The sequence below is a fragment of the Paenibacillus sp. Z6-24 genome (assembly GCF_054161335.1).
The window spans coordinates 4490503-4509566 of sequence record NZ_CP096398.1 but is presented as its reverse complement, the minus strand read 5'-3'; the positions used below and the strand labels follow the sequence as shown (position 1 = coordinate 4509566).

Genomic DNA, 19064 nt, shown 5'->3' with positions numbered 1-19064 from the left:
CATCACAAAAAAGCACCTGTCCTCCGTATAGGATGATCCAATCTCATCGAACGGATGACAGGTGCTTTGTATGAAATGATCTTATTTTATTTCCCGGATGTTCTGCGTTCAGCAGAATGTCTGCGTGAGGCCTGTACCTGATACAATACCAGGCCCATTGCCAGCAGTGCTGCACCGGTCAGCCAGAATGGCATCCGACTGGATTCCCCTGTTTGCGGCAGCATCGGCTGCTGCAGGGATGGAGTACGATCCGGCTGCGTCGTTCCCTGCGGTACCGGCTCGTCACTCACCGGGATATCCGGTTGTTGAGCAGGTGCCGGTGGAACAGTTCCGCTTGGAACAGGTTCATCCGGAATCGGCATATCCGGCTCGGCAGGATTGCCTGGTACCGGAGGTGATGTTTCCGGCAGTACGGACGGATTGGATGGTATCGGATCGACCGTACCTGATGGGGTTGGCTCGTCCTCAACCGGAATGGTTGGTTCCGTTACCCGTGTACTCCCTGATGGATTGCCGCCACCCGGTGGAGTTCCCGGCGTTCCCGGCTTGTCGTTATCGGGTTTATTGTCTGTTGGACTACCCGGGGTGCCGGGAGTACCTGGGTTTCCTGGATTTCCAGGAGGTACCGTTGGCTGTTTGGTATTGGTTAGCGTCAGGAACAGCGCATTATTGGTCTGCTTGATACTGGAATTGATCGTTATCGTGTGTATAGTCGGATCCAGTGTATAACCGGCAGGAGCAATCGTCTCCTGCAAGGTATAATTACCGTACAGCAGTCGGGTAAATAAAGCCCTGCCCTGCGGATCGGTAGTAACGGTTATTGCCGGTCTGGCTTTGGCAGCATCTTGTAAAACAAAAGTTGCGCCTTCCAGTGGAAGTGTTGCATCATCCTTGTCGACTTTGCTTACGATCAGGTTGCCTACTACTCCTGTACCTGTACCGGAAGCGGAAGATGTACGCACGATGATTTCCTTGGTCGTATCTATTGTGCCGGTTGTAATGCCATCTCCGGCAAATTGTACCGTGTTACCGATTTGCTCTCTGTCTTCTGCCGTAATCATGGAGGTATACTCCAGAATCATGGCGGAGCGGATCGGCTTGAGGAAAATCAGTTCGAATTGCTCCGGACTGCCTGATATAATGCTCAGTTTGTAATCGGTGCCGCTTACCAGTTTGGTTCCTTTGGCCAATCCGCCGTTGCTGGCGACACTGGCCGAGTAAAGGTTAAAGGAGTCGGTCAGCAGTATCTGATTCGCTGTCGGCTGATCGATAATCCGGGCGTTTTCCACATAGGATTGTCCACGGTTAATATAGACGGTCCAGTAGATTTTGTCGCCATCCTGTGTACCTGTTTTGGATACATATTCTCCACCTTTGGGAATGCTCACAGACGCGGCCCATGGGTAGACGGCCTGATCACTGTGCAGGATAGCATTGTTACGGATCGCCGGCTTCACCACATGATTTTCCAGAGTGGTCTTAAAGGTAATCCAATACGGCGAATTGATCGGCTTGTTGAAGCGTAGCTGCAGCCTGCCGCCATCTTCACCATCAGCTGGAAGGACGACAGTGTAGTCGGATGGAGCAACGGTCTTGCCACGGGTTACACTATTCCAGACGCCCACCAGATTCATATGGTTGACCTGCAGGGATCCGGGTACATACGATTGACCCGGTTCCAGCATATCCTCGATATAGGCATTGGTCAGCTGACGGCTGCTGTAATTGGCTTTGATGTTCCAGGTGACTTCCTTGGTAGTGGCATTGTACCAACCATCCTTGGAACCGTTATTTACGGTCATGCTATCCGGCCAGAAGCGTGCTTCTGCATCGGCTGTACGTGTTTTTCCATTTTCGATCCAGGATAGCTGTGCATGGTTTAGAAACGATGCATCGGTCTTGTCCTTTTTCCATTCCGGATCGAACAGAGTACGATAAGTAATCGTTAAGGGCTCCGTAAGATCGGTGTGAAATGTGATCTTGAATCCGGAACGCAAATTATCGCTGCTTACCGTATAGGAAGACGCAGGATACACGCTGCCATCTGCACGTTGAAGCTGCAGGGAATTCTGCTGGAACTCCAGTCCGCTGTTCGGGAACGTGTCATTGATAATCGCATTGGACATTGGATAGCCATCACGGTTAAGCGTCAGCTTCCAGGTCGCATCCTTGCGGATATAGTTGGCATCACTCAGCACTTTAGTGAACACGACATTTTTGATAACCTGTGAAGCCGTGCCGGTTGCTCCGCCTGAAGTGACGGTATTGGTCACTTTCTCGTCTTTGTCCACACGATTGACCGGTTGGGTCTGATACTTGATCGTGTAGGGAGAGTTGATATCATACAGGAACTTCAGATCAAATCCGGTGCGACCGATTTTGATGGCTGCTGGTGTTACGGTATAATCCTGTCCTTCGATGAGAAGCAGGTTTGTCGTTGCGTTGTACACTTTGATTGAATCTTTGACCAGCTCCTGGCTGGCATTAAAACGATCCTGCAGTACGGCCTGATCTTGAGGGATCGAACGACTGTTGAAGTTGTAACCGATAGACCATGAGATAATACCGGTCTTCTCATCGTAATTTTCCACCTTTTTGGTCAAAAACTGCTGCTGCACCGATACTTCCGCTTTGGCAGTCAGTGTGCCTTTGTTACTGGCAAAAGAGGCGGTGTTGGTGAACTTGCTCTGCGCATCCGCTGTAATATTGGTGATGTAGGTAATGCGATAAGCCGAGCGAATCACCTGGTCAAATGTCAGCTTGAAGCTGCTGTTGTCGGATTCCAGCTGATAGCCGGAAGTCAGCTTTTGTCCGCGGGTAGTGGTACCGTCCACGTTGACATTCAGCGCATACAGCTGAATCGAGCTGGTATCAAGCGACATGCCTGCAGCGATCGGATCGGTCACTACCGCATTCTCGATTTTTTCCTTGGTTGTATTCACGTCGATCGTCCACTCGATATGGTTCTGGTCGATCGCCTGTCCGCGCTTGCTGATGGAAGTGCCTTTATCCGGCTTGAAATATACCAGAATAAACTGGGAGTCGCCATTTACAGGTACCGGAATCTGTACCTCGGTGCTGCCATGGATGACTTCCTGGCTGAATGCGGTACGGAACTGCATCGTCCCGTGTACATTTGAGTATTGTTCAATTGTATCGTTAAATGTCATCGTTACATGTCCGCTGCGTGTAGCGCTAAAGCTGCCGACGGTGCCATTCTCAAATTGCAGAGGCACATTTGTAATGTCGTTATACAGCTGGAAAGCGGATGGAAGATCATATTCAAAGGTAGATCCATTATGGTAGGACCCGTCATCCGGCAGGGCCCATTCGTAATTCAGATATACCGGCGCATCGGGGTCAATCTGGGTATCCGGATTGACCTGACCATCAATCACGTTCTGGTTGGCATCCGTTAGAAATACCCGGGTAATAATATTCTGATATGTATCAGCTGCTGGAGGTGCAGGAGGCTGGGAATCTGTTCCTGTATCCGTAGAAGGTGGTCCAGAATTCCCATCTGGTGTCGTGTCTGTGCCGCCGTTATCCGGCTGACCGTAAGTGTCGGACTGTACGCTTGTTCTCGAATTGGAAGGCGCAGCAGAAGAGACGGCATTATCAGAGGCAGTACCTGTATCGGCAGCATATATGGATGTAGAACCGAACAGACCTGGCAGTACAATGGTTAAAGTAAGAAATAACATACTTACTTTCTTAAGTATATTCATGAGTAGCTCCTTTTTTGTGTAGTTTTAGCAATAAGCGGGTAGTGGAAACACTCCTTCAACAAGAGAAAGGATGAATATCTCTTTGCTGGTTTTTTATGTAAAACATGTTTGATTCATTATACATGATTATATAGAATTAGTTGCTGATAATATTTTAGGAATCGCAAAAAAATAATAGGTATATTTAGGAATCTATACACCCTTTTGAACTTAACGCAGAATACACCATATGAAACATGGAAAATAATGGAATATATATCGGAAAAGGAGAGAATTAACATGATTTCATTATCGATATTGGACTATTCACCGGTAGATGAAGGCGGTAACGACCGTATCGCATTGCAGCAGACCGCCGAGCTGGCGCGCGCTGCAGACCGGCTGGGGTATCGCCGATTCTGGGTATCGGAACATCATTATCTGCCGCCGCTCGCCGGCAGTAATCCGGAACTGCTGATGATGCATCTGGCTGACCGAACCGAACGTATCCGGATTGGCTCAGGCGGCGTCATGCTACCCAACTACAGTGCTTACAAAATAGCAGAAAACTTTCGTATGCTGGAGGCGCTGCACCCGGGACGGATCGATCTCGGAGCCGGAAGGGCTGCCGGCGCTGGCCGGATTGGCAAGCAGGCGCTGAACGAAGGTCGTACCGAGACTGTACCTTATGAACGGCAGCTCGGAGATCTGATTCGTTATCTCCATGATGAAGAGTCGCCGGATCACCGCTTTCCAGGCCTGAAAGCAACGCCGATGATCGATACCTGGCCGGAACTGTGGATGCTGGGCACCGGCCGGGGAGGAGCGGAACTGGCTGCTGTTCATGGGACCGGGCTGGCCTTTGCCCATTTTATTAATGCATCTTCAGTCGGTCGTGCAGCTATGCGGCAGTACCGGGAGAATTTCCGTCCTTCCGCCGGACTGGCCAAACCAAAAGGCATGGTCGGTATCTTCGTGACAGTGGCGGATACAGAGGAAGAGGCCGAACAGCTGGCCCGGAGCTGGGATTACTGGCTGTTGATGTCGGAGAACAAGGGACAGCGCCGGTCCTTTTTCCCGGCACCGGCAACAATACAATCCCAGGAGTATACGGAGAAGGATCGGGAAGTCATATCCCGCAATCGCAGCCGGATGATTGTGGGCACCGCTGATCGCGTACGGGAGAGGATTGAACAGCTGTCTGCCGACTATGAGGCGGATGAAGTGCTGATTCTGCCGCTGATCTACGGATTTGCCAACCGAATGCGCGCGATCGAGCTGTTGGCGGAAGCGTTTGAATTGTAATGGGCAGGGTGCTCTCTTTAATTAAGGTTTGGAACTACCTCGGTTTGGGGTAAAGAAACATGTGAGTGTGTAAATTGATTCCCGTAACGGAGATTACAGAGAGGGGCTTGGCATGATGATAAAAACATTTAAAATGAGCGCAGCAGCAGCATTGCTGCTGTCCAGTGTGATAGCAGGCTGCAGCGATGCACAGGAAAGTCAGAGCAATGATCCGACAACAGCCGGACAAAGTGCCTCCGAATCCAAACCGGACGATACCGGAAAGGATAATACCAATCCGGTAACGACAGATGCGGATTTCCGCCAGTATTCCAGCGATCCGAACAAGTCCAATACCGACTCGGATTATAACCTTGTAGGTACTTATGTAGCTGAGAATGAAGATACGATGACGCTGGAGGTCAATGGCAAGCAGCTGGTCATTCCTAAGAGCAATTCATATGAGCCTGCATCTTCCCTGCCGCCTTCTACCGATCTAGCGGGACAGCAGATCAGTGTCACGCTGAGTGCACAGGACAGCACGATCACTGTAGCCCAGCCTGCCGACCAGGCAGATGATGCAGATAATTCCCAGCAGGATCTGGTAGGACAGTATGTATCCGAGACAGCTACCCAGGTTGTCATCAAGCAGGGTGAGAAAGAAAAGACATATACCAAGTCTGCCCAATTTGAAGGCGACAAAGAGCCTCAAAATGAAGAGCTGCAAGGTACAACCGTACGTCTGGATCTGGATAAAGACGGCAATGTGCTGCGTATCCGTACCCAGTATCAAGACGGCAGCTCGGTCGGCGAATAATACGCAGTTTCATATGAGCCACAACAGAAAAAAGCTCCTGTCACCGCAATCGGATGGCAGGAGCTTTTGTTATGCGTTATGCATGATGGGAGCCTGTATTATTTGAAAAATTTCACGCGCTCATCTACCGGCTGATACGTTTTCTCGCCAGCAGGTGCGACCGGTTTGCCAAAAGGCATTTGAGCGACCAGCTGCCATTGTGCAGGAATGTTCCACGTGGATTTCACTTCTTCGTCGATAATCGGGTTGTAGTGCTGCAGAGTAGCACCCAGACCTTCTGCTTCCAGTGCAGTCCAGATTACCAGCTGCAACATACCGTTAGCCTGCTGTCCCCACAGTGGGAAGTTATCACGATAAGCTTCGAATTGATTTTGCAGATTTGCAATAATGTCCATATCTTCAAAGAACAATACGGTACCGTAACCGTTTTTGAACATGTTCATTTTGTCGGCAGTGGATTGGAATACTTCTTCATTGTTCACGATACCGCGCAGCGTTTCGGTCGTGATATCCCACAGCTTGTCATGCTGCTCACCGACGAGTACGACTACACGTGCACTCTGGGAGTTAAAGGAAGATGGTGTATATTTAACAGCTTCTTCAACGATGTGTTGAATCTGGCTGTCCTCGATTGGTGATTCCTTGCTGATCACATAGATGGAGCGGCGGTTCTCAAGAGCTTTCATAAATTCAGTAGACATATTCGGTAATCCTCCTCGTTTATATGTAAATGTTTGTTACTTACTTTTATAATGATACTACAAATAAAAAAGAAATCAAGCCTTTTAAGAAAATAATCTTAATTTAAAGATAATGACTGCAAGTATAAAAAAAGCAGCCTTACTCATCAGAAATGAATAAAGCTGCCTGCAGCATAAACGATTAACATGTATGGCAAACACAAGCGTTAAATATGAAACCGATAAAACGGGACGTAAAACGTTCAAACTGCTCAGATAGCCTGTACCAGAATCGCAGCGAATTCCTCAAGGAACTTCTGATCCTGTTCATCAAAGCGGGATTTGAGCGGGCTGTCGATATCGATGACGCCGATCAGTTCGCCGTTTTTGACCAGCGGTACAACGATCTCGCTGTTGGATGCGGCATCACAGGCGATATGGCCGGGGAATTCATGCACATCGGCGACCAGCATCGTACGACGCTCTGCTGCGGACGTACCGCATACGCCTTTGCCCAGCGGGATACGGATGCAGGCAGGCAGACCCTGGAAAGGACCGAGTACCAGTTCCTTGCCGTCATACAGATAGAAGCCTGCCCAGTTGGTATCGGTCAGAAACTGCTTCAGCAGAGCGGATGCATTGGACAGATTGGCGATGCGGTCGGGTTCATCGTGAATAAGGCCTTTGAGCTGGCTTAGCGCCATGCTGTACTGCTCTTCACGGGAACCGGAATAAGCTATATTTTCAAACATGAGATTCACCTTTTCCGAAATAGAATTTACAGATCATTTTCTGCAGGGATGGCAGCTGTACGGAAGCGGGACTTCGGTAACAGCGCATAGGGATAGTATACAACCCGCAGGTGTTTTTGCAAATGAAGATACGATGTAATCTGCAGCAATGAACCGTCTCGGCTCATAAGGTAAAATTTGGAATAAACGCCCGGAAATATGTTTACCAAGCTGGCAAGGGGGGTAAGTACAGCATGAATCCCTTAAGGACAGAAAAGGCTAGATCTGCCGCGGCTATTCCCTGTTTGAACGAACTCTTAGCCAGGAATGGATACACGGCCTTCATACTTACACATCACTGGAAGGAGAGAAGAGTATATGCATGCGGAGGTACAAAATCTTTTTATTCGAATTCACATGCTGCACCAGGCTACTCAGCACAAGCTGACGATCAACGATATGCAGCCGATTCTGGAGAGTCACGGCTATCGTGTAGGAGATCGCGAAGTAAAGCAGGAACTGGAGCATCTCACTACGGAAAATATGCTGACGGCCAATGGTGAGGAATATATGATCACCGGCACAGGTATCGGAGAACTCAAAGAAATTCGCAAACGTCTTACTATGCTGTGCAGTGAAGTGGTCTCCCATCAGACCGGTAATCTCTCTGACCGCACCCGTTCGGAAAAAAAATCATCTGTCGTTGTCTGATCGCTGACTACATAGGCTGCAGCGGTCTTCTTTCATGAGAAGAGCGTATCCCATAATGCATTATGGGATACGCTCTTTTTGTGCGAAGTCAGGCGGAAGAGACATAGGCAAACGATTGGGGATTGACGGGGCGGCGGTTTTTCGTCAATATATGAATGTTCCATTAGAGAAAGGATAGATCGCATGACTGTAACGAAAAATAAACCGTGGCCCCTCAACTTTCTTTACCGGATGGACCCGCTGACCAAAATGGTCATGCTGCTGTGCGTCTCGGTGCTGGCCGTTCATATCGAACACGTGCTGCCGCAGCTGCTGTTATTTGCCGCTGTATGGATCGCTATAGCGCTCGGTTCTGGACAAATGGTGAGTACCCCGCTGATCCGGCTGCTGGCTGCGATCGGCATTCCATATTTCGGCCTATCCATGCTGTCGGTCAGACAGGGTGATATCTGGTGGCAGTGGGGAGCACTGCAGCTGACTTCCGGTGGACTGGAATATGGGGCAGTGATGACCTTGCGCATTTTTATCCTGTGTCTGACATCGGTGGCTCTGTCGATGACGACCGATTACCGTGAACTGGTGGGCGCGCTTGTACTGAAGCTGAAAGTGCCTTACCGGCTGGCATATGGTCTAGCGCTTGCACTGACATTTTTGCCGCTGCTGCGTGAAGAAGCCCGGCTGATCCTGGCTGCCCGTCGGCTGCGCGGTCAGCGCAAAGCAAGGGGACTGGCTGCACTGCTGCAGACCAAAGATTACATGGGGGCGGTGTTTACCGGCTCGATCCGCCGCATCCAGCATATTGCCGGTGCTATGGAATCCAAGGGATTCGGGGCTTACCCGGATCGCACCTTTTATCATCCGTTTGTACTGCCATCATCAGCACGGTACTGGATGGGGGGCAGTGTGCTGGTCACAATTGTATTATATATTGTAGTATAACTTTCCTGATCGTAGACGGGGGCATACAAAGAAAAAATTGACTTATTCATATTGTTAACCTAAATTATTAAATGTAGTTAACAATTATAAGTTTGAGGAGAGAACCATTTCATGAGCAATGTAATGAATCGCAGTGTAAATAAAACCCTGCAGGCATTTACCACGATGGAGATTGTACTCATGGCTCTGCTGGCGACGGCCAATGCGGTAATGACCATGTACCTGTCCGGGGTAAATCAGCTGCTGAGCAGTATCGGCGGTCCGATTATGACGTCCAGCATTACCGGTCTGTATATGGTTTACGGACTGCTGGCCTACTATATTATCCGTAAACCGGGTACGGCAGTAATCACCTATGCACTTGGTGCGCTGGTGCAGTGTTTTGTCGGTACATCGTACGGGATTGCTTCGGCCTTTGCGGCAGCGATCTGTTATATGATGATCGCGGAATTGATCTTTGCCTTGCTGCGCTACCGCCGCTGGTCGATGGGTGTAATGATGCTGGTCGGCGGAGCCATGGTACCGATCTGGTTCCTGGTAGCGATCCAGATGTTCGGTTATTCCAAATGGGGTATGACCGTGCTGAGTATCGCGATGATCGTACGAATCGCCAGCGGTGTCATTCTGTGCGGCATGTTGACGGTTGTATTTGGCAAGGCGATTGGCCGCACGGGACTGCTGCGCCGTTTTGCCGCTTTCTCCAAAGAGCGTTAATATGCTTACCGATTCAGCACCGTTCGTACAACTCAGCGGAGTATCCTACACGTATGAAGACAGCGATCACCGGACATTGGAGCAGATCTCGCTGGATGTGCATGTCGGTGAGTGGCTGATGATTATCGGCAGCAGCGGCAGCGGCAAATCGACGCTCTGCCGTGTGATCAATGGACAGCTGCCGAGGATTGCCGGCGGCCAGCGTGAAGGAACGATACGTATTGGCGATATGGACCCCGGATCAGCAGAGCCGGGTCTGCTCGCCAGCCGGATGGGATCGCTGGGACAGGACCCGGATGCCGAGCTGGTCGTAGGCACGGTCGAAGATGAGATTGCTTTTGGACCGGAGAATTTGCGCGTTCCGGGCGAGGAGATCGGCCGCCGGCTGGATCGTCTGACCAGAGCGCTGAATCTGGAATCGATTCGCCATGAATATGTACACCAGCTGTCCGGCGGCCAGCGTCAGCGTACAGCGCTGGCCGCTGCCCTGGCACTGGAACCGCAGCTGCTCATTCTGGATGAACCTGCAGCCAGTCTGGACCCGGCAGGAAAAAAGGATATGCTGCGCATCATGGAACACTGGCACGAATCCGGAGGCACGCTGATTACGGCTTCTGCCCGTTGGGACAAGACTGTCCTGCAGTGCAGCCGGGTCGTAATCCTGTCTGAAGGACGTATCCTGCTGGAAGGACCGCCAGCTGAGCTGCTGCGCAATCACCGTGAATTATTGGAGCAGATGTATATTTTACCCCATGGTACAGTGAGTCATAATGATCAGCAGGCAGATGCTTCTATAGATAACGATACAGCTAATCTACCTTTTGCAAATGAGGATCATCATCGACAGCCTGTTGTGGAAGTATCTGGTCTGACCTATATGTACCCCGGCGCACTTCGTCCGGCGTTGGATCACGTCCATCTCATTCTGCAACCAGGTGAAATGGTACTGCTATGCGGTGCCAATGGCTCCGGCAAGACGACACTGACCCGTCTGCTGTCCGGTCTGCTGCAGCCGCCAATCCGAAGCATTTACCGTAACCACCAGGATACTGCCAGGCAGTCGATCTATGACCGGGCTGCGGATACGGCGTATCTGTTCCAGCATCCGGATCACCAGTGGGTCGCCGCAACGGTCTGGGAAGAGTGTGTATACGGTGTCCGGGCGAGTCTGAATCTGCATCCTCGTGATCTTTTGCCGGATCGTTACAGGCAGGAGACGGAGGATATGCTGCGATTTGCAGGACTGCTGGAGCGGCGCGAAGATTCTCCATACAGTCTCAGTGGCGGGCAAAAGCGCCTGCTGGCGGCTGTATGTCAGTTCCTGCTGCCGCGTCCGCTGTACATTTTGGACGAGCCCAGCTCGGCGGCAGATTATTTGACCATCGACCGTCTGCTGTATATGTGCCGCAGGGCGGTAGGCCAGGGAGCTGCGCTGCTGATCGTTACCCATGAACCGGAGCTTTTTGCGGGGGCGGATCGTATACTCACTCTGGAGCAGGGACGATTGATCGAAGCAGCCAGCCCGGTATAAGCATGTCCATACTGTTCATTAATCGGAATGAAGAACAGAGACGGGCTGCTGCTCAAAAAGCCATTTCCTTTTCCCGGCCTGTATGCGGCTGGAGAAATAGAAATGGCTTTTTGCATATACAATATATTGAGTGCGTGAATGATTACTTACGCGCAGCAGGAGACAGGCGTTCAGCTTCCATACCGAGCTTTTTGAGCAGGTAGATAAGTTGTTCCTTTTCCTGTACATTCAACCCGCCCAGGGCATAGCTGAGACGGTCTTCATACTTCGGATAGATCTCGTCCATCATGGCACGTCCGCGGTCGGTCAGCTCGGCATAAATCACACGACGGTCGGTAGGGCAAGGATGACGACGCAGCAGTCCGCCATGCTCCAGTTTGTCGATCACATAGGTAACGTTGCCGCTCTGCAGCAGCAGTTTGGCCCCGATTTGCTGAATAGGCTGGGCGCCCTTGAAATATAGTACTTCCATAACGGAAAAAGCGGTAGAGTTGAAGCCTTCGATTTTGCTGCCGGCGACAGCATGTTCACTCAAACTTTTGAAAGCCTTGGCGAAGACACGGTATAGATGCATGGATTGTTCGGTATTGTTCATAGACATGTTAATCATGATACAGTCACCCTTTCTGATGATGAGTTCTATAGAATCGATTGGATAAAGTGATAGAAGAGGAACGTTAATCTAGGTTTATCTTATATCCATTTAAATTAGAAGAATATGTGATTTGTCACAATGCCGGACTTTTTAAATATTAAATTTAAATCTTAAATTGCGTTTAAGTAGATGGAAAAAGGGAGACGCAAATACGTTGGATAGGGTGTGGATAACTATTTTTTTTGCAAATAGGCTATAAATGAAAAATGGAAAATAGTTATACATGACCTGTGTACTTTTTGTGGATAAGTGGATAGAATTTGTGGATAACAATGTGCATAAATAAACAGGACCTCTAAAAGGGTGGATTTTATGAATATTTTTGTACTCATATGCAATCATTTCGAAAAAAACGGCTATTTCCCACTATTTATCCACGTAATCTTTTGCATATTTATTTTTGCCTGTGTATAGAATGGTAAGAATTTACTGAAATCTATCCTCAGGCTGTGTATAACATGTTGATAACTTGGGTAAAAACGGTTGATATCTGGTCCTAATTTGTGTATATAGTGTTGGTAACTGTTTTGAAGCTTTTACATAGGGATTGCACAAATATCCATTACAGTTAACGCTCAGGCGGTAGAGTAGTAGAAAGTCATTTTCCAACATTACCCTAAGGATATGAGTGAATATATGAATCGGAGAATAGATGCGATGAGAGATGATTCCGTGACGATCTGGCGTGAAGAGTACAGGCCTGTGATTGAAGAGATTATATCCAGCTTCCTCGATAGCCGGGGGCGGATGATGGTCGCTGCACACCGTGGCAACTGGAAGCAGGCACCGGAGAACTCTCTGGCGGCGATTCAGTATTCGATCGTGGCAGGGGCTGATATGATCGAGATTGATGTGCATCGTACGCGTGATGGTGCGCTTGTATTGATGCATGATGAGACTGTGGACCGGATGACCGATGGAACCGGCCGAATCGCCGATATGACGCTGTCCGAGCTGCGCAGCCTGCGACTGCGTCAGTATCAGGGAGGCGCCGGTCAGCCGCTGACCAACTATACGATCCCCACGCTCGAGGAAGCGCTGATCCTGATCCGCAGCAAGGCGATGGTCAATCTGGACAAATGCTGGGAGTTTCGCGAAGAAGTATATGCGGCGCTGCTGCGTACCGGTACGGTGGATCATGCCCTGTTCAAAAGCAGTGCACCCCCGGAAGAGGTACAGCATTTTTTGCAGGATAAAATTAAACCGCCTCTGTACATGCATATTCTGGATGAATCCAATGCACCGCTGGTATACGATCTAAATGCGCTGTTCAGCCAGGTCCGTCCACAGGCCGTGGAGATTTGCTTTGAAGAGGAAGACAGTATGCTGATTCATCCATCTGTGCTGCAGGAGATCAAGGACGAGGATTGCCGACTATGGGTGAATACGATGTGGGATTCGCTGTGCGGCGGTCATACGGATGGTGCTTCACTGATCGACCCTGAGCAGGGCTGGCAGTGGCATCAGCAGCGCGGATTCAATATGATCCAGACCGATTATACCGAAGCGTTGATTCGCTATCTGAATGAGCAGCAGGGTGCGTATGGGTGGCAGATGTAACCGAGTCTTTGGATGAACATATAAGCAAGATGAAAATATAGCCAACAGGAAAAGCCCTTTGCGAGCGCAAAGGGCTTTATGATGAGAATTTGTACTTCTGCATTCTTCTATATAGAAGGAAGCTGACTGGAGCAGGCGATAGCGGGCTTTGCTTATCCGAGGTATTCCTGCAATGCCGCAGCTGCACTTTTGCCGGCTGTATGTCCGGTCGTAAAGGCAGCTGTAATGTTATATCCGCCGGTGTAACCGTGAATATCCAGCACTTCCCCGCAGAAATACAGCCCCTGGGTCAGCTTGGACTCCATCGTCTGCGGATTGATTTCCTTGAGGTTCACTCCGCCGCCGGTCACAAAGGCTTCCTTGAGCGACAGTGTGCCGTTGGCCGCAATCGGGAACTGCTTGATCAGGCGAGCCATCTCCATCCACTGCTGTCTTGGAATATTATGATAGGTGAGATCATCCGGCAGATTCGAGCGCTGCAAAATGAGCGGAATCAGGCGCTCTGGAATATAGCCTTTGAGTACGTTTTTGATCGCCTTTTTGGATTCCTGTTCGGCGAGCTGAAGCGCCTCCTGATAGATCTCATCGGCTGTTTTGTCCGGGAAGATATCCAGGGTGATCTGTACCGAAGTGACCGGGAACTTTTTGAGTGCTTTGACGACATACTGGCTGCACCGCAGAGCCGCCGGGCCGGAGATGCCAAAGTGGGTGAACAGCATATCATCGTCATGCGTGACCAGTTTTTTCCCTTTTGGATTCCATACGGTCAGACTGATATCACGTAGGGACAATCCCTGCAGTTCCTTGCTCTGGATAAAGGATTCCGGTGAGGTGATCGGCACCTCGGTCGGATACAGCTCCGTAATCGTGTGTCCTGCCTGTTCTGCCCATGGATAGCCGTCTCCTTCGGAGCCGGTCTGCGGTACGGATTTGCCGCCTACGGCAATAATCACCGCATGGCTGCGGATAACTTCACCGGAGCGCAGACGTACACCGTATACTTTGCCGTCCTCGTACAGCACTTCCGCTACCGGACTGTTAACCCGGATATCCACGCCCTGGGCGCGTACCCGATTCACCAGCGCGTCAACGACCGTTTTGGCCTTGTCGGTCACCGGGAACATGCGTCCATTGTCTTCTTCCTTGAGGGCGATACCCATGTCTTCAAAGAAGCGCATAATATCCGTATTGCTGAATTTGGCGAGAGCGCTATGCAGAAAACGCCCGTTGCCGGGAATATATTTGATCAGTTCGTCAATTTCCTTGGCATTGGTCACATTACAGCGGCCGCCGCCGGAGATGCCGAGCTTGCGGCCCAGCTTGTTGCCTTTATCCACCAGCAGTACACTGGCACCGTCTTCACTGGCAGCTACACTGGCCATCAGGCCGGCAGAGCCGCCGCCAATTACAATAATATCGTATTTCAAATGTATCTTTCCTTTTTATCTGATGTCATAAATCGCTATTTTAATATACCATTAATCCCAGGGGAAAAACGGCTAAAATTCAAGGCTTTCGACTATTTTGGCGTCCTGACGAGCAGCAAACGGTCAGGTCGGCAGGAATCTGTTTATAATTGGCCTTATTAAGGGTATTGTATTAGTGTTTTGAAAATGCTGGGTCAACATACTATATATTGTAATGTTTGGCCTGCTATGCTTTAATCGAATTACGACAGAGAGAGAGGGAGGGGCCCATCATTATTATTGCAGTAAAGGAAATCCTGCTGCAAATGCTGGCTGTAGGATCTGCCGTGTTTTTGTTCTCGAACATCGTGGAACGCAGCGGCGATGATTCCCTGCACAGTGTACGACTGACCTGGCGGGGATATTCCCCGATTCTTATGCTCTCGTCTGCGTTCAGCATTGTGATCTGCTGGATACTCTCCATATATAGTGCAATTACGCTTGAAATTCAGATGAGCCTTGTGGCTCTGATTATTGGAGTGCTTTACATAGGAGCTGTGCGCGGGCTTCTGCTGCTGATACTGGAGACACTGATGTATCTAATATTTGGTGCCGGCAGCGGAATGATCGATTTTCTCGTTCATAGCGGTGTGTTATTATATCCTGCCGCTGCGCTGTGCTCGCCTAAATTCATCAGATCCTCCATTCGGAAAAAGCGGCTGCTTACCGGGCTGCTCATCCTGTTAAGCGCTACCTTGACGATGCTTGCTGCCGGATTGCGTATGCGCCTTCATAATCTGGATTCCTCTACCTGGTGGGTCATTCTTCTGATTGTCGGAGCTGCGATGATTGCAGGAAGTTATTCGATTCAGGCGATTGAGCGGATCATGGAGCGCAAGCAGCTGAATCAGCAAATGCTGGATCTGTCCAACCGTGTCATCACCGAAGCGGAGAAGCTCCGGCAAATTATGAACGTGGCACCGATGATGATCACATCCATTGATGCCGTTGGGCAAATTACAGCTATTAATGAACGGGCCCTGGAAATTCTCCAGCGTTCGCTGCCTGACATTACGAGGGAGACAGCGCTGAGCGTAAATCTCTTTCAACTGGACCCGGAAAAGATTACGCCCGGACTCAAGCATACGATCGAAATCATTCAACAGCTGCCTGAGGAACAAGCTATTCATAATGAACTGATGCGACTGGATTATGGAACATTCTATATTAGTGTAGCACCGATTCGCCAGTTACCGGAGCATAATCTGACCGGTGTGGTGGTCATTGCCCAGGACATTACCGAAGTGGAACGTCTGCGCAACGAGTTGAGTCATGTCGAGCAGCTCAGCCTGGTCGGCAAAATGGCGGCCAGCATTACGCACGAGATACGCAACCCGATGGCAGTCGTTCGCGGATTCCTGCAGCTGATGCGCGAGAAAAGTCCGGCGTCTCTCGATCATTATTATCTGATCGTTATGGATGAGCTGGACCGTGCAAACAGTATTATCAATGACTTTTTATCTCTGGCGCAGAATCGGATTGTTGAAAAGCAGCTGTATGATCTGCATGCCATTATCGAGGAGCTGCTGCCGCTGTTATGGGCGGATGCCAACCTGCGTGGACAGTCAATTGCCTTTATTCCAGGTCAGGATGTACCTCGGTTGGATCTGAACTCCAAAGAGATCAAGCAGTTAATCCTCAATCTGGCACGCAACGGCATGGAAGCGATGGAAGATAAGGGTGAGCTGACGATCGAGACGGAAGCGACTGCCCATGAAGTGATCATGCGCATCCGCGATACGGGTCCCGGCATACCGCAGGAGAAGCTGGACAAGCTGTTCGAGCCTTTTTATACGACTAAAGCCAAAGGTACGGGGCTTGGATTGTCCCTCTGCCTTAGTATTGTGGAGCGTCATCAAGGCCGTATTGTAGTGGATTCGGTGGAAGGGGAAGGCACAACGTTCTCGGTTATTTTCTCGCATTCGTTTGGACCCAAAGAAGAGGCATCGGAAGAGTTGGCCTAATTTCTCCGGTTCTCCATGGGACAGGAGTACGGAGAGCTAAATGCTTCTCGTTTTCACGAGTAAGAAGATCCTCATTTCTGCAGGTATAATGTGATAAAATTTGCCCGAATTCGGCCTCATTCGTTGGTATTCTTGGGCAACCTGTGTATAATATAAGTTAATGCTTATTAAAAGTAAGGAGTGAATAAGATGTCCATGTCATTTGATCAATATATGAGAGATATGGTTCAGCCGATGCGTGATGAGCTGACCAGCATCGGAATTACCGAGCTGCGTACACCTGAAGAGGTGGAAGCGAGCCTGGAGAATGCTTCCGGTACAGCACTGGTTGTTATCAACTCCGTCTGCGGATGTGCAGCGGGACAATGTCGTCCGGGTGTAGCCCATGCCCTGCAGGGCAGCGTGAAGCCGGATCATCTGTATACTGTATTTGCCGGTCAGGACAAAGAAGCCACTGCCAAAGCGCGTGAGTACTTTGCTCCGTACCCACCATCTTCCCCGTCGATTGCGCTGCTCAAAGACGGCGAACTGGTTCACTTTATTGAGCGTCATCAGATCGAGAATCATTCGGCTGAAGATATTGCAGAAGCACTGAACGAAGCTTTCGCAAAATACTGCCAGTAATCCTGGGCAGCTGTTATGCACATCCTGCACCTGTCACTTTATGTGATGGTTGCAGGATGTTTGTGTTTTGGGTATATATTAATAGAATGAATGCTGTGCTGGTGGCTTCGGGGATCGGGGTACCAGGCGTCACAAGATTTGCGATTCGGAAGAAGCCATGCCAGTACAGCCGCAGAACAGATCAGAATAGCCGAAGGAGTGGATGACAATATGAGTATGCAGCAGCAAATTATTGATGACCTGAAAGTTCAACCTACAATCGAACCGGAAACAGAAATTCGCAAGCGTGTGGATTTTCTGAAATCCTACATTGAGAAATCCGGTTCCAACGGACTTCTGATTGCGATCAGCGGTGGAATCGACAGCGCTGTCGCTGCAGGTCTGTGCAAGCGCGCGACCGATGAGCTGAGCGAGTCTACAGGCAAGGAATACAAGACGGTTGGTGTCTTCCAGCCTTATGGTTCCCAGGTGGATATCCATGACAGCTATGCGACGGCAGAAGCTTTTGACCTGAAATACAAAGTTGAGACCAATATACAAAAAGGCGTGGATGCGATCGAAGACATCGTGAACAGCGTGATGCCTCAGCTGGAGCAGCAGCCGATCACTCCACAGGCCAAAGGAAATATCAAAGCGAGAACACGCATGGTGGTACAGTACGGTATTGCCAATGCGCTGAATCTGCTGGTTGTAGGTACGGATCATGCCTCCGAAGCGATCACGGGCTTCTTTACCAAATATGGTGATGGTGCCGTGGATATCACGCCGCTCAGCAGCTTGAACAAGCGTCAGGTGCGCCAGCTGGCTTCCCATCTGGGCGTTCCTCAGTCGATCCTGGACAAAGCCCCTACAGCCGGTCTGTGGGAGAACCAGACAGATGAGACTGAACTGGGTATCAGCTATGCCGATAACAGTGACTATCTGGAAGGCAAAACTATCGCTCCTGCAGTAGCGGAAAAATTGGAGTCGTATTACAAACGTACAGCGCACAAGCGCGATCCGATTCCGGGTATCTAATATAACTTCCCGGCAGACTGCAGTATAATCAAAGAAAATAAAATAGGAAAGGGCAGCTTTTTCCATTTCGGAAGGGCTGTCCTTTTTCATGGAGAGATATCTGCTGCCAGAGAGTGTGCAGCAGCGTTGTAACCGAATGAAGACAAGGACTTTTCAGGATGGAAGAAGATTGGATGAATACATCCGTCAGTGGAGATTTATCCCGCCACCTCTGTTACAATAAGGGAATCCAATCATGCAGGAGGTAGAGTAACCTTGATCTATGGAGTAGGGCATGATGTACTTGAGATCAAACGGCTGTCCATTCTGATCAGCGGCCCGCAGGGTGAGAAATTCATGAAACGGGTACTGACCGAGCAGGAACTCGCCATCTCCAGAACCAAAGGCGCCAAACTAAATGAATTTGTCGCCGGGCGATTTGCCGCCAAGGAAGCAATCACCAAAGCTTTTGGCTGCGGGATCGGCCGGACAATTAATTTTACCGATATGGAAATACTGCCGGATGCCCTGGGCAAGCCGGTCGTTCAGCTGTCTCTGGCTGCCTGGGAGAGACTTGATCTGGAAGGTGGAGCGGCAGCCTACCATGTACATCTGAGCATTTCACACCAGACAGAGATTGCTTCGGCATTCGCTGTCGTAGAGAGAATACAGGCTTAACACAAGG

General features: G+C 49.9%; 16 protein-coding genes. 11 read left to right on the top strand and 5 right to left on the bottom strand.

Annotated features, from left to right (window positions below; all coding sequences use genetic code 11):
- Positions 1-86: 86 nt before the first annotated feature.
- Positions 87-3728: a collagen binding domain-containing protein gene (locus M1D61_RS19555; RefSeq protein WP_458120237.1), complete on the bottom strand. Its 3642-nt coding sequence runs from the start codon at positions 3726-3728 to the stop codon at positions 87-89.
- Positions 3729-4007: 279 nt separating this feature from the next.
- Here M1D61_RS19555 and M1D61_RS19550 point away from each other — a divergent pair, with 279 nt between their 5' ends.
- Both M1D61_RS19550 and M1D61_RS19545 read left to right on the top strand, forming a co-directional pair.
- A complete protein-coding gene (locus M1D61_RS19550; protein WP_458120236.1) occupies positions 4008-5012 on the top strand; it encodes an LLM class flavin-dependent oxidoreductase in 1005 nt (334 codons plus the stop codon).
- 112 nt (positions 5013-5124) lie between these two features.
- Positions 5125-5808 (top strand): hypothetical protein, encoded by a 684-nt coding sequence (locus M1D61_RS19545; protein ID WP_458120235.1) that lies wholly within the window; start codon positions 5125-5127, stop codon positions 5806-5808.
- Between the two features lie 98 nt (positions 5809-5906).
- On the opposite strand, the gene M1D61_RS19540 is transcribed toward M1D61_RS19545, so the two are convergent.
- Together M1D61_RS19540 and M1D61_RS19535 are read right to left on the bottom strand one after the other, a co-directional pair.
- Positions 5907-6509: a nitroreductase family protein gene (locus M1D61_RS19540; protein ID WP_458120234.1), complete on the bottom strand. Its 603-nt coding sequence runs from the start codon at positions 6507-6509 to the stop codon at positions 5907-5909.
- A 251-nt stretch (positions 6510-6760) separates the two neighbouring features.
- Positions 6761-7240 (bottom strand): GAF domain-containing protein, encoded by a 480-nt coding sequence (locus tag M1D61_RS19535; RefSeq protein WP_458120233.1) that lies wholly within the window; start codon positions 7238-7240, stop codon positions 6761-6763.
- A 357-nt stretch (positions 7241-7597) separates the two neighbouring features.
- Between M1D61_RS19535 and M1D61_RS19530 the strand changes: the two genes are divergently transcribed.
- The 4 genes from M1D61_RS19530 to M1D61_RS19515 all read left to right on the top strand — a co-directional run bounded on the left by M1D61_RS19530 (position 7598) and on the right by M1D61_RS19515 (position 11114).
- Complete coding sequence (locus M1D61_RS19530) at positions 7598-7930, top strand: hypothetical protein (protein ID WP_046216366.1); 333 nt, start codon at positions 7598-7600, stop codon at positions 7928-7930.
- 183 nt (positions 7931-8113) lie between these two features.
- Positions 8114-8869 (top strand): energy-coupling factor transporter transmembrane component T family protein, encoded by a 756-nt coding sequence (locus M1D61_RS19525; RefSeq protein WP_458120232.1) that lies wholly within the window; start codon positions 8114-8116, stop codon positions 8867-8869.
- A 111-nt stretch (positions 8870-8980) separates the two neighbouring features.
- The gene (locus M1D61_RS19520; RefSeq protein ID WP_458120231.1) at positions 8981-9583 is read left to right on the top strand and encodes an ECF transporter S component; all 603 of its coding nucleotides are present in this window, start codon (positions 8981-8983) and stop codon (positions 9581-9583) included.
- 1 nt (position 9584) lies between these two features.
- On the top strand, positions 9585-11114 hold the full coding sequence (locus M1D61_RS19515) for an ABC transporter ATP-binding protein (protein ID WP_458120230.1): 1530 nt from the start codon (positions 9585-9587) through the stop codon (positions 11112-11114).
- 142 nt (positions 11115-11256) lie between these two features.
- Here M1D61_RS19515 and M1D61_RS19510 read toward each other — a convergent pair whose 3' ends face one another.
- Positions 11257-11724 (bottom strand): MarR family winged helix-turn-helix transcriptional regulator, encoded by a 468-nt coding sequence (locus M1D61_RS19510; protein WP_046216362.1) that lies wholly within the window; start codon positions 11722-11724, stop codon positions 11257-11259.
- 702 nt (positions 11725-12426) lie between these two features.
- Between M1D61_RS19510 and M1D61_RS19505 the strand changes: the two genes are divergently transcribed.
- Complete coding sequence (locus M1D61_RS19505; protein WP_458120229.1) at positions 12427-13329, top strand: glycerophosphodiester phosphodiesterase family protein; 903 nt, start codon at positions 12427-12429, stop codon at positions 13327-13329.
- A 152-nt stretch (positions 13330-13481) separates the two neighbouring features.
- Here M1D61_RS19505 and M1D61_RS19500 read toward each other — a convergent pair whose 3' ends face one another.
- Positions 13482-14756 (bottom strand): NAD(P)/FAD-dependent oxidoreductase, encoded by a 1275-nt coding sequence (locus M1D61_RS19500; protein WP_458120228.1) that lies wholly within the window; start codon positions 14754-14756, stop codon positions 13482-13484.
- 305 nt (positions 14757-15061) lie between these two features.
- Between M1D61_RS19500 and M1D61_RS19495 the strand changes: the two genes are divergently transcribed.
- The 4 genes from M1D61_RS19495 (at position 15062) to acpS (ending at position 19057) form a co-directional block, all read left to right on the top strand.
- Positions 15062-16759: an ATP-binding protein gene (locus M1D61_RS19495; RefSeq protein WP_458120227.1), complete on the top strand. Its 1698-nt coding sequence runs from the start codon at positions 15062-15064 to the stop codon at positions 16757-16759.
- A gap of 189 nt (positions 16760-16948) precedes the next feature.
- Positions 16949-17383 (top strand): BrxA/BrxB family bacilliredoxin, encoded by a 435-nt coding sequence (locus tag M1D61_RS19490; protein WP_046216360.1) that lies wholly within the window; start codon positions 16949-16951, stop codon positions 17381-17383.
- Positions 17384-17593: 210 nt separating this feature from the next.
- Positions 17594-18400: an ammonia-dependent NAD(+) synthetase gene (gene nadE, locus M1D61_RS19485; protein ID WP_458120226.1), complete on the top strand. Its 807-nt coding sequence runs from the start codon at positions 17594-17596 to the stop codon at positions 18398-18400.
- Positions 18401-18655: 255 nt separating this feature from the next.
- Positions 18656-19057, top strand: a complete 402-nt coding sequence (gene acpS, locus M1D61_RS19480) for a holo-ACP synthase (protein ID WP_458120225.1) — start codon at positions 18656-18658, stop codon at positions 19055-19057.
- The last annotated feature ends 7 nt before the right edge of the window (positions 19058-19064 follow it).

Coding starts and splice junctions, on each gene's coding strand:
- M1D61_RS19555 (WP_458120237.1), bottom strand. CDS start 3,728: ATGAATATACTTAAGAAAGTAAGTATGTTATTTCTTACTTTAACCATT.
- M1D61_RS19550 (WP_458120236.1), top strand. CDS start 4,008: ATGATTTCATTATCGATATTGGACTATTCACCGGTAGATGAAGGCGGT.
- M1D61_RS19545 (WP_458120235.1), top strand. CDS start 5,125: ATGATGATAAAAACATTTAAAATGAGCGCAGCAGCAGCATTGCTGCTG.
- M1D61_RS19540 (WP_458120234.1), bottom strand. CDS start 6,509: ATGTCTACTGAATTTATGAAAGCTCTTGAGAACCGCCGCTCCATCTAT.
- M1D61_RS19535 (WP_458120233.1), bottom strand. CDS start 7,240: ATGTTTGAAAATATAGCTTATTCCGGTTCCCGTGAAGAGCAGTACAGC.
- M1D61_RS19530 (WP_046216366.1), top strand. CDS start 7,598: ATGCATGCGGAGGTACAAAATCTTTTTATTCGAATTCACATGCTGCAC.
- M1D61_RS19525 (WP_458120232.1), top strand. CDS start 8,114: ATGACTGTAACGAAAAATAAACCGTGGCCCCTCAACTTTCTTTACCGG.
- M1D61_RS19520 (WP_458120231.1), top strand. CDS start 8,981: ATGAGCAATGTAATGAATCGCAGTGTAAATAAAACCCTGCAGGCATTT.
- M1D61_RS19515 (WP_458120230.1), top strand. CDS start 9,585: ATGCTTACCGATTCAGCACCGTTCGTACAACTCAGCGGAGTATCCTAC.
- M1D61_RS19510 (WP_046216362.1), bottom strand. CDS start 11,724: ATGATTAACATGTCTATGAACAATACCGAACAATCCATGCATCTATAC.
- M1D61_RS19505 (WP_458120229.1), top strand. CDS start 12,427: ATGAGAGATGATTCCGTGACGATCTGGCGTGAAGAGTACAGGCCTGTG.
- M1D61_RS19495 (WP_458120227.1), top strand. CDS start 15,062: ATGCTGGCTGTAGGATCTGCCGTGTTTTTGTTCTCGAACATCGTGGAA.
- M1D61_RS19490 (WP_046216360.1), top strand. CDS start 16,949: ATGTCCATGTCATTTGATCAATATATGAGAGATATGGTTCAGCCGATG.
- nadE (WP_458120226.1), top strand. CDS start 17,594: ATGAGTATGCAGCAGCAAATTATTGATGACCTGAAAGTTCAACCTACA.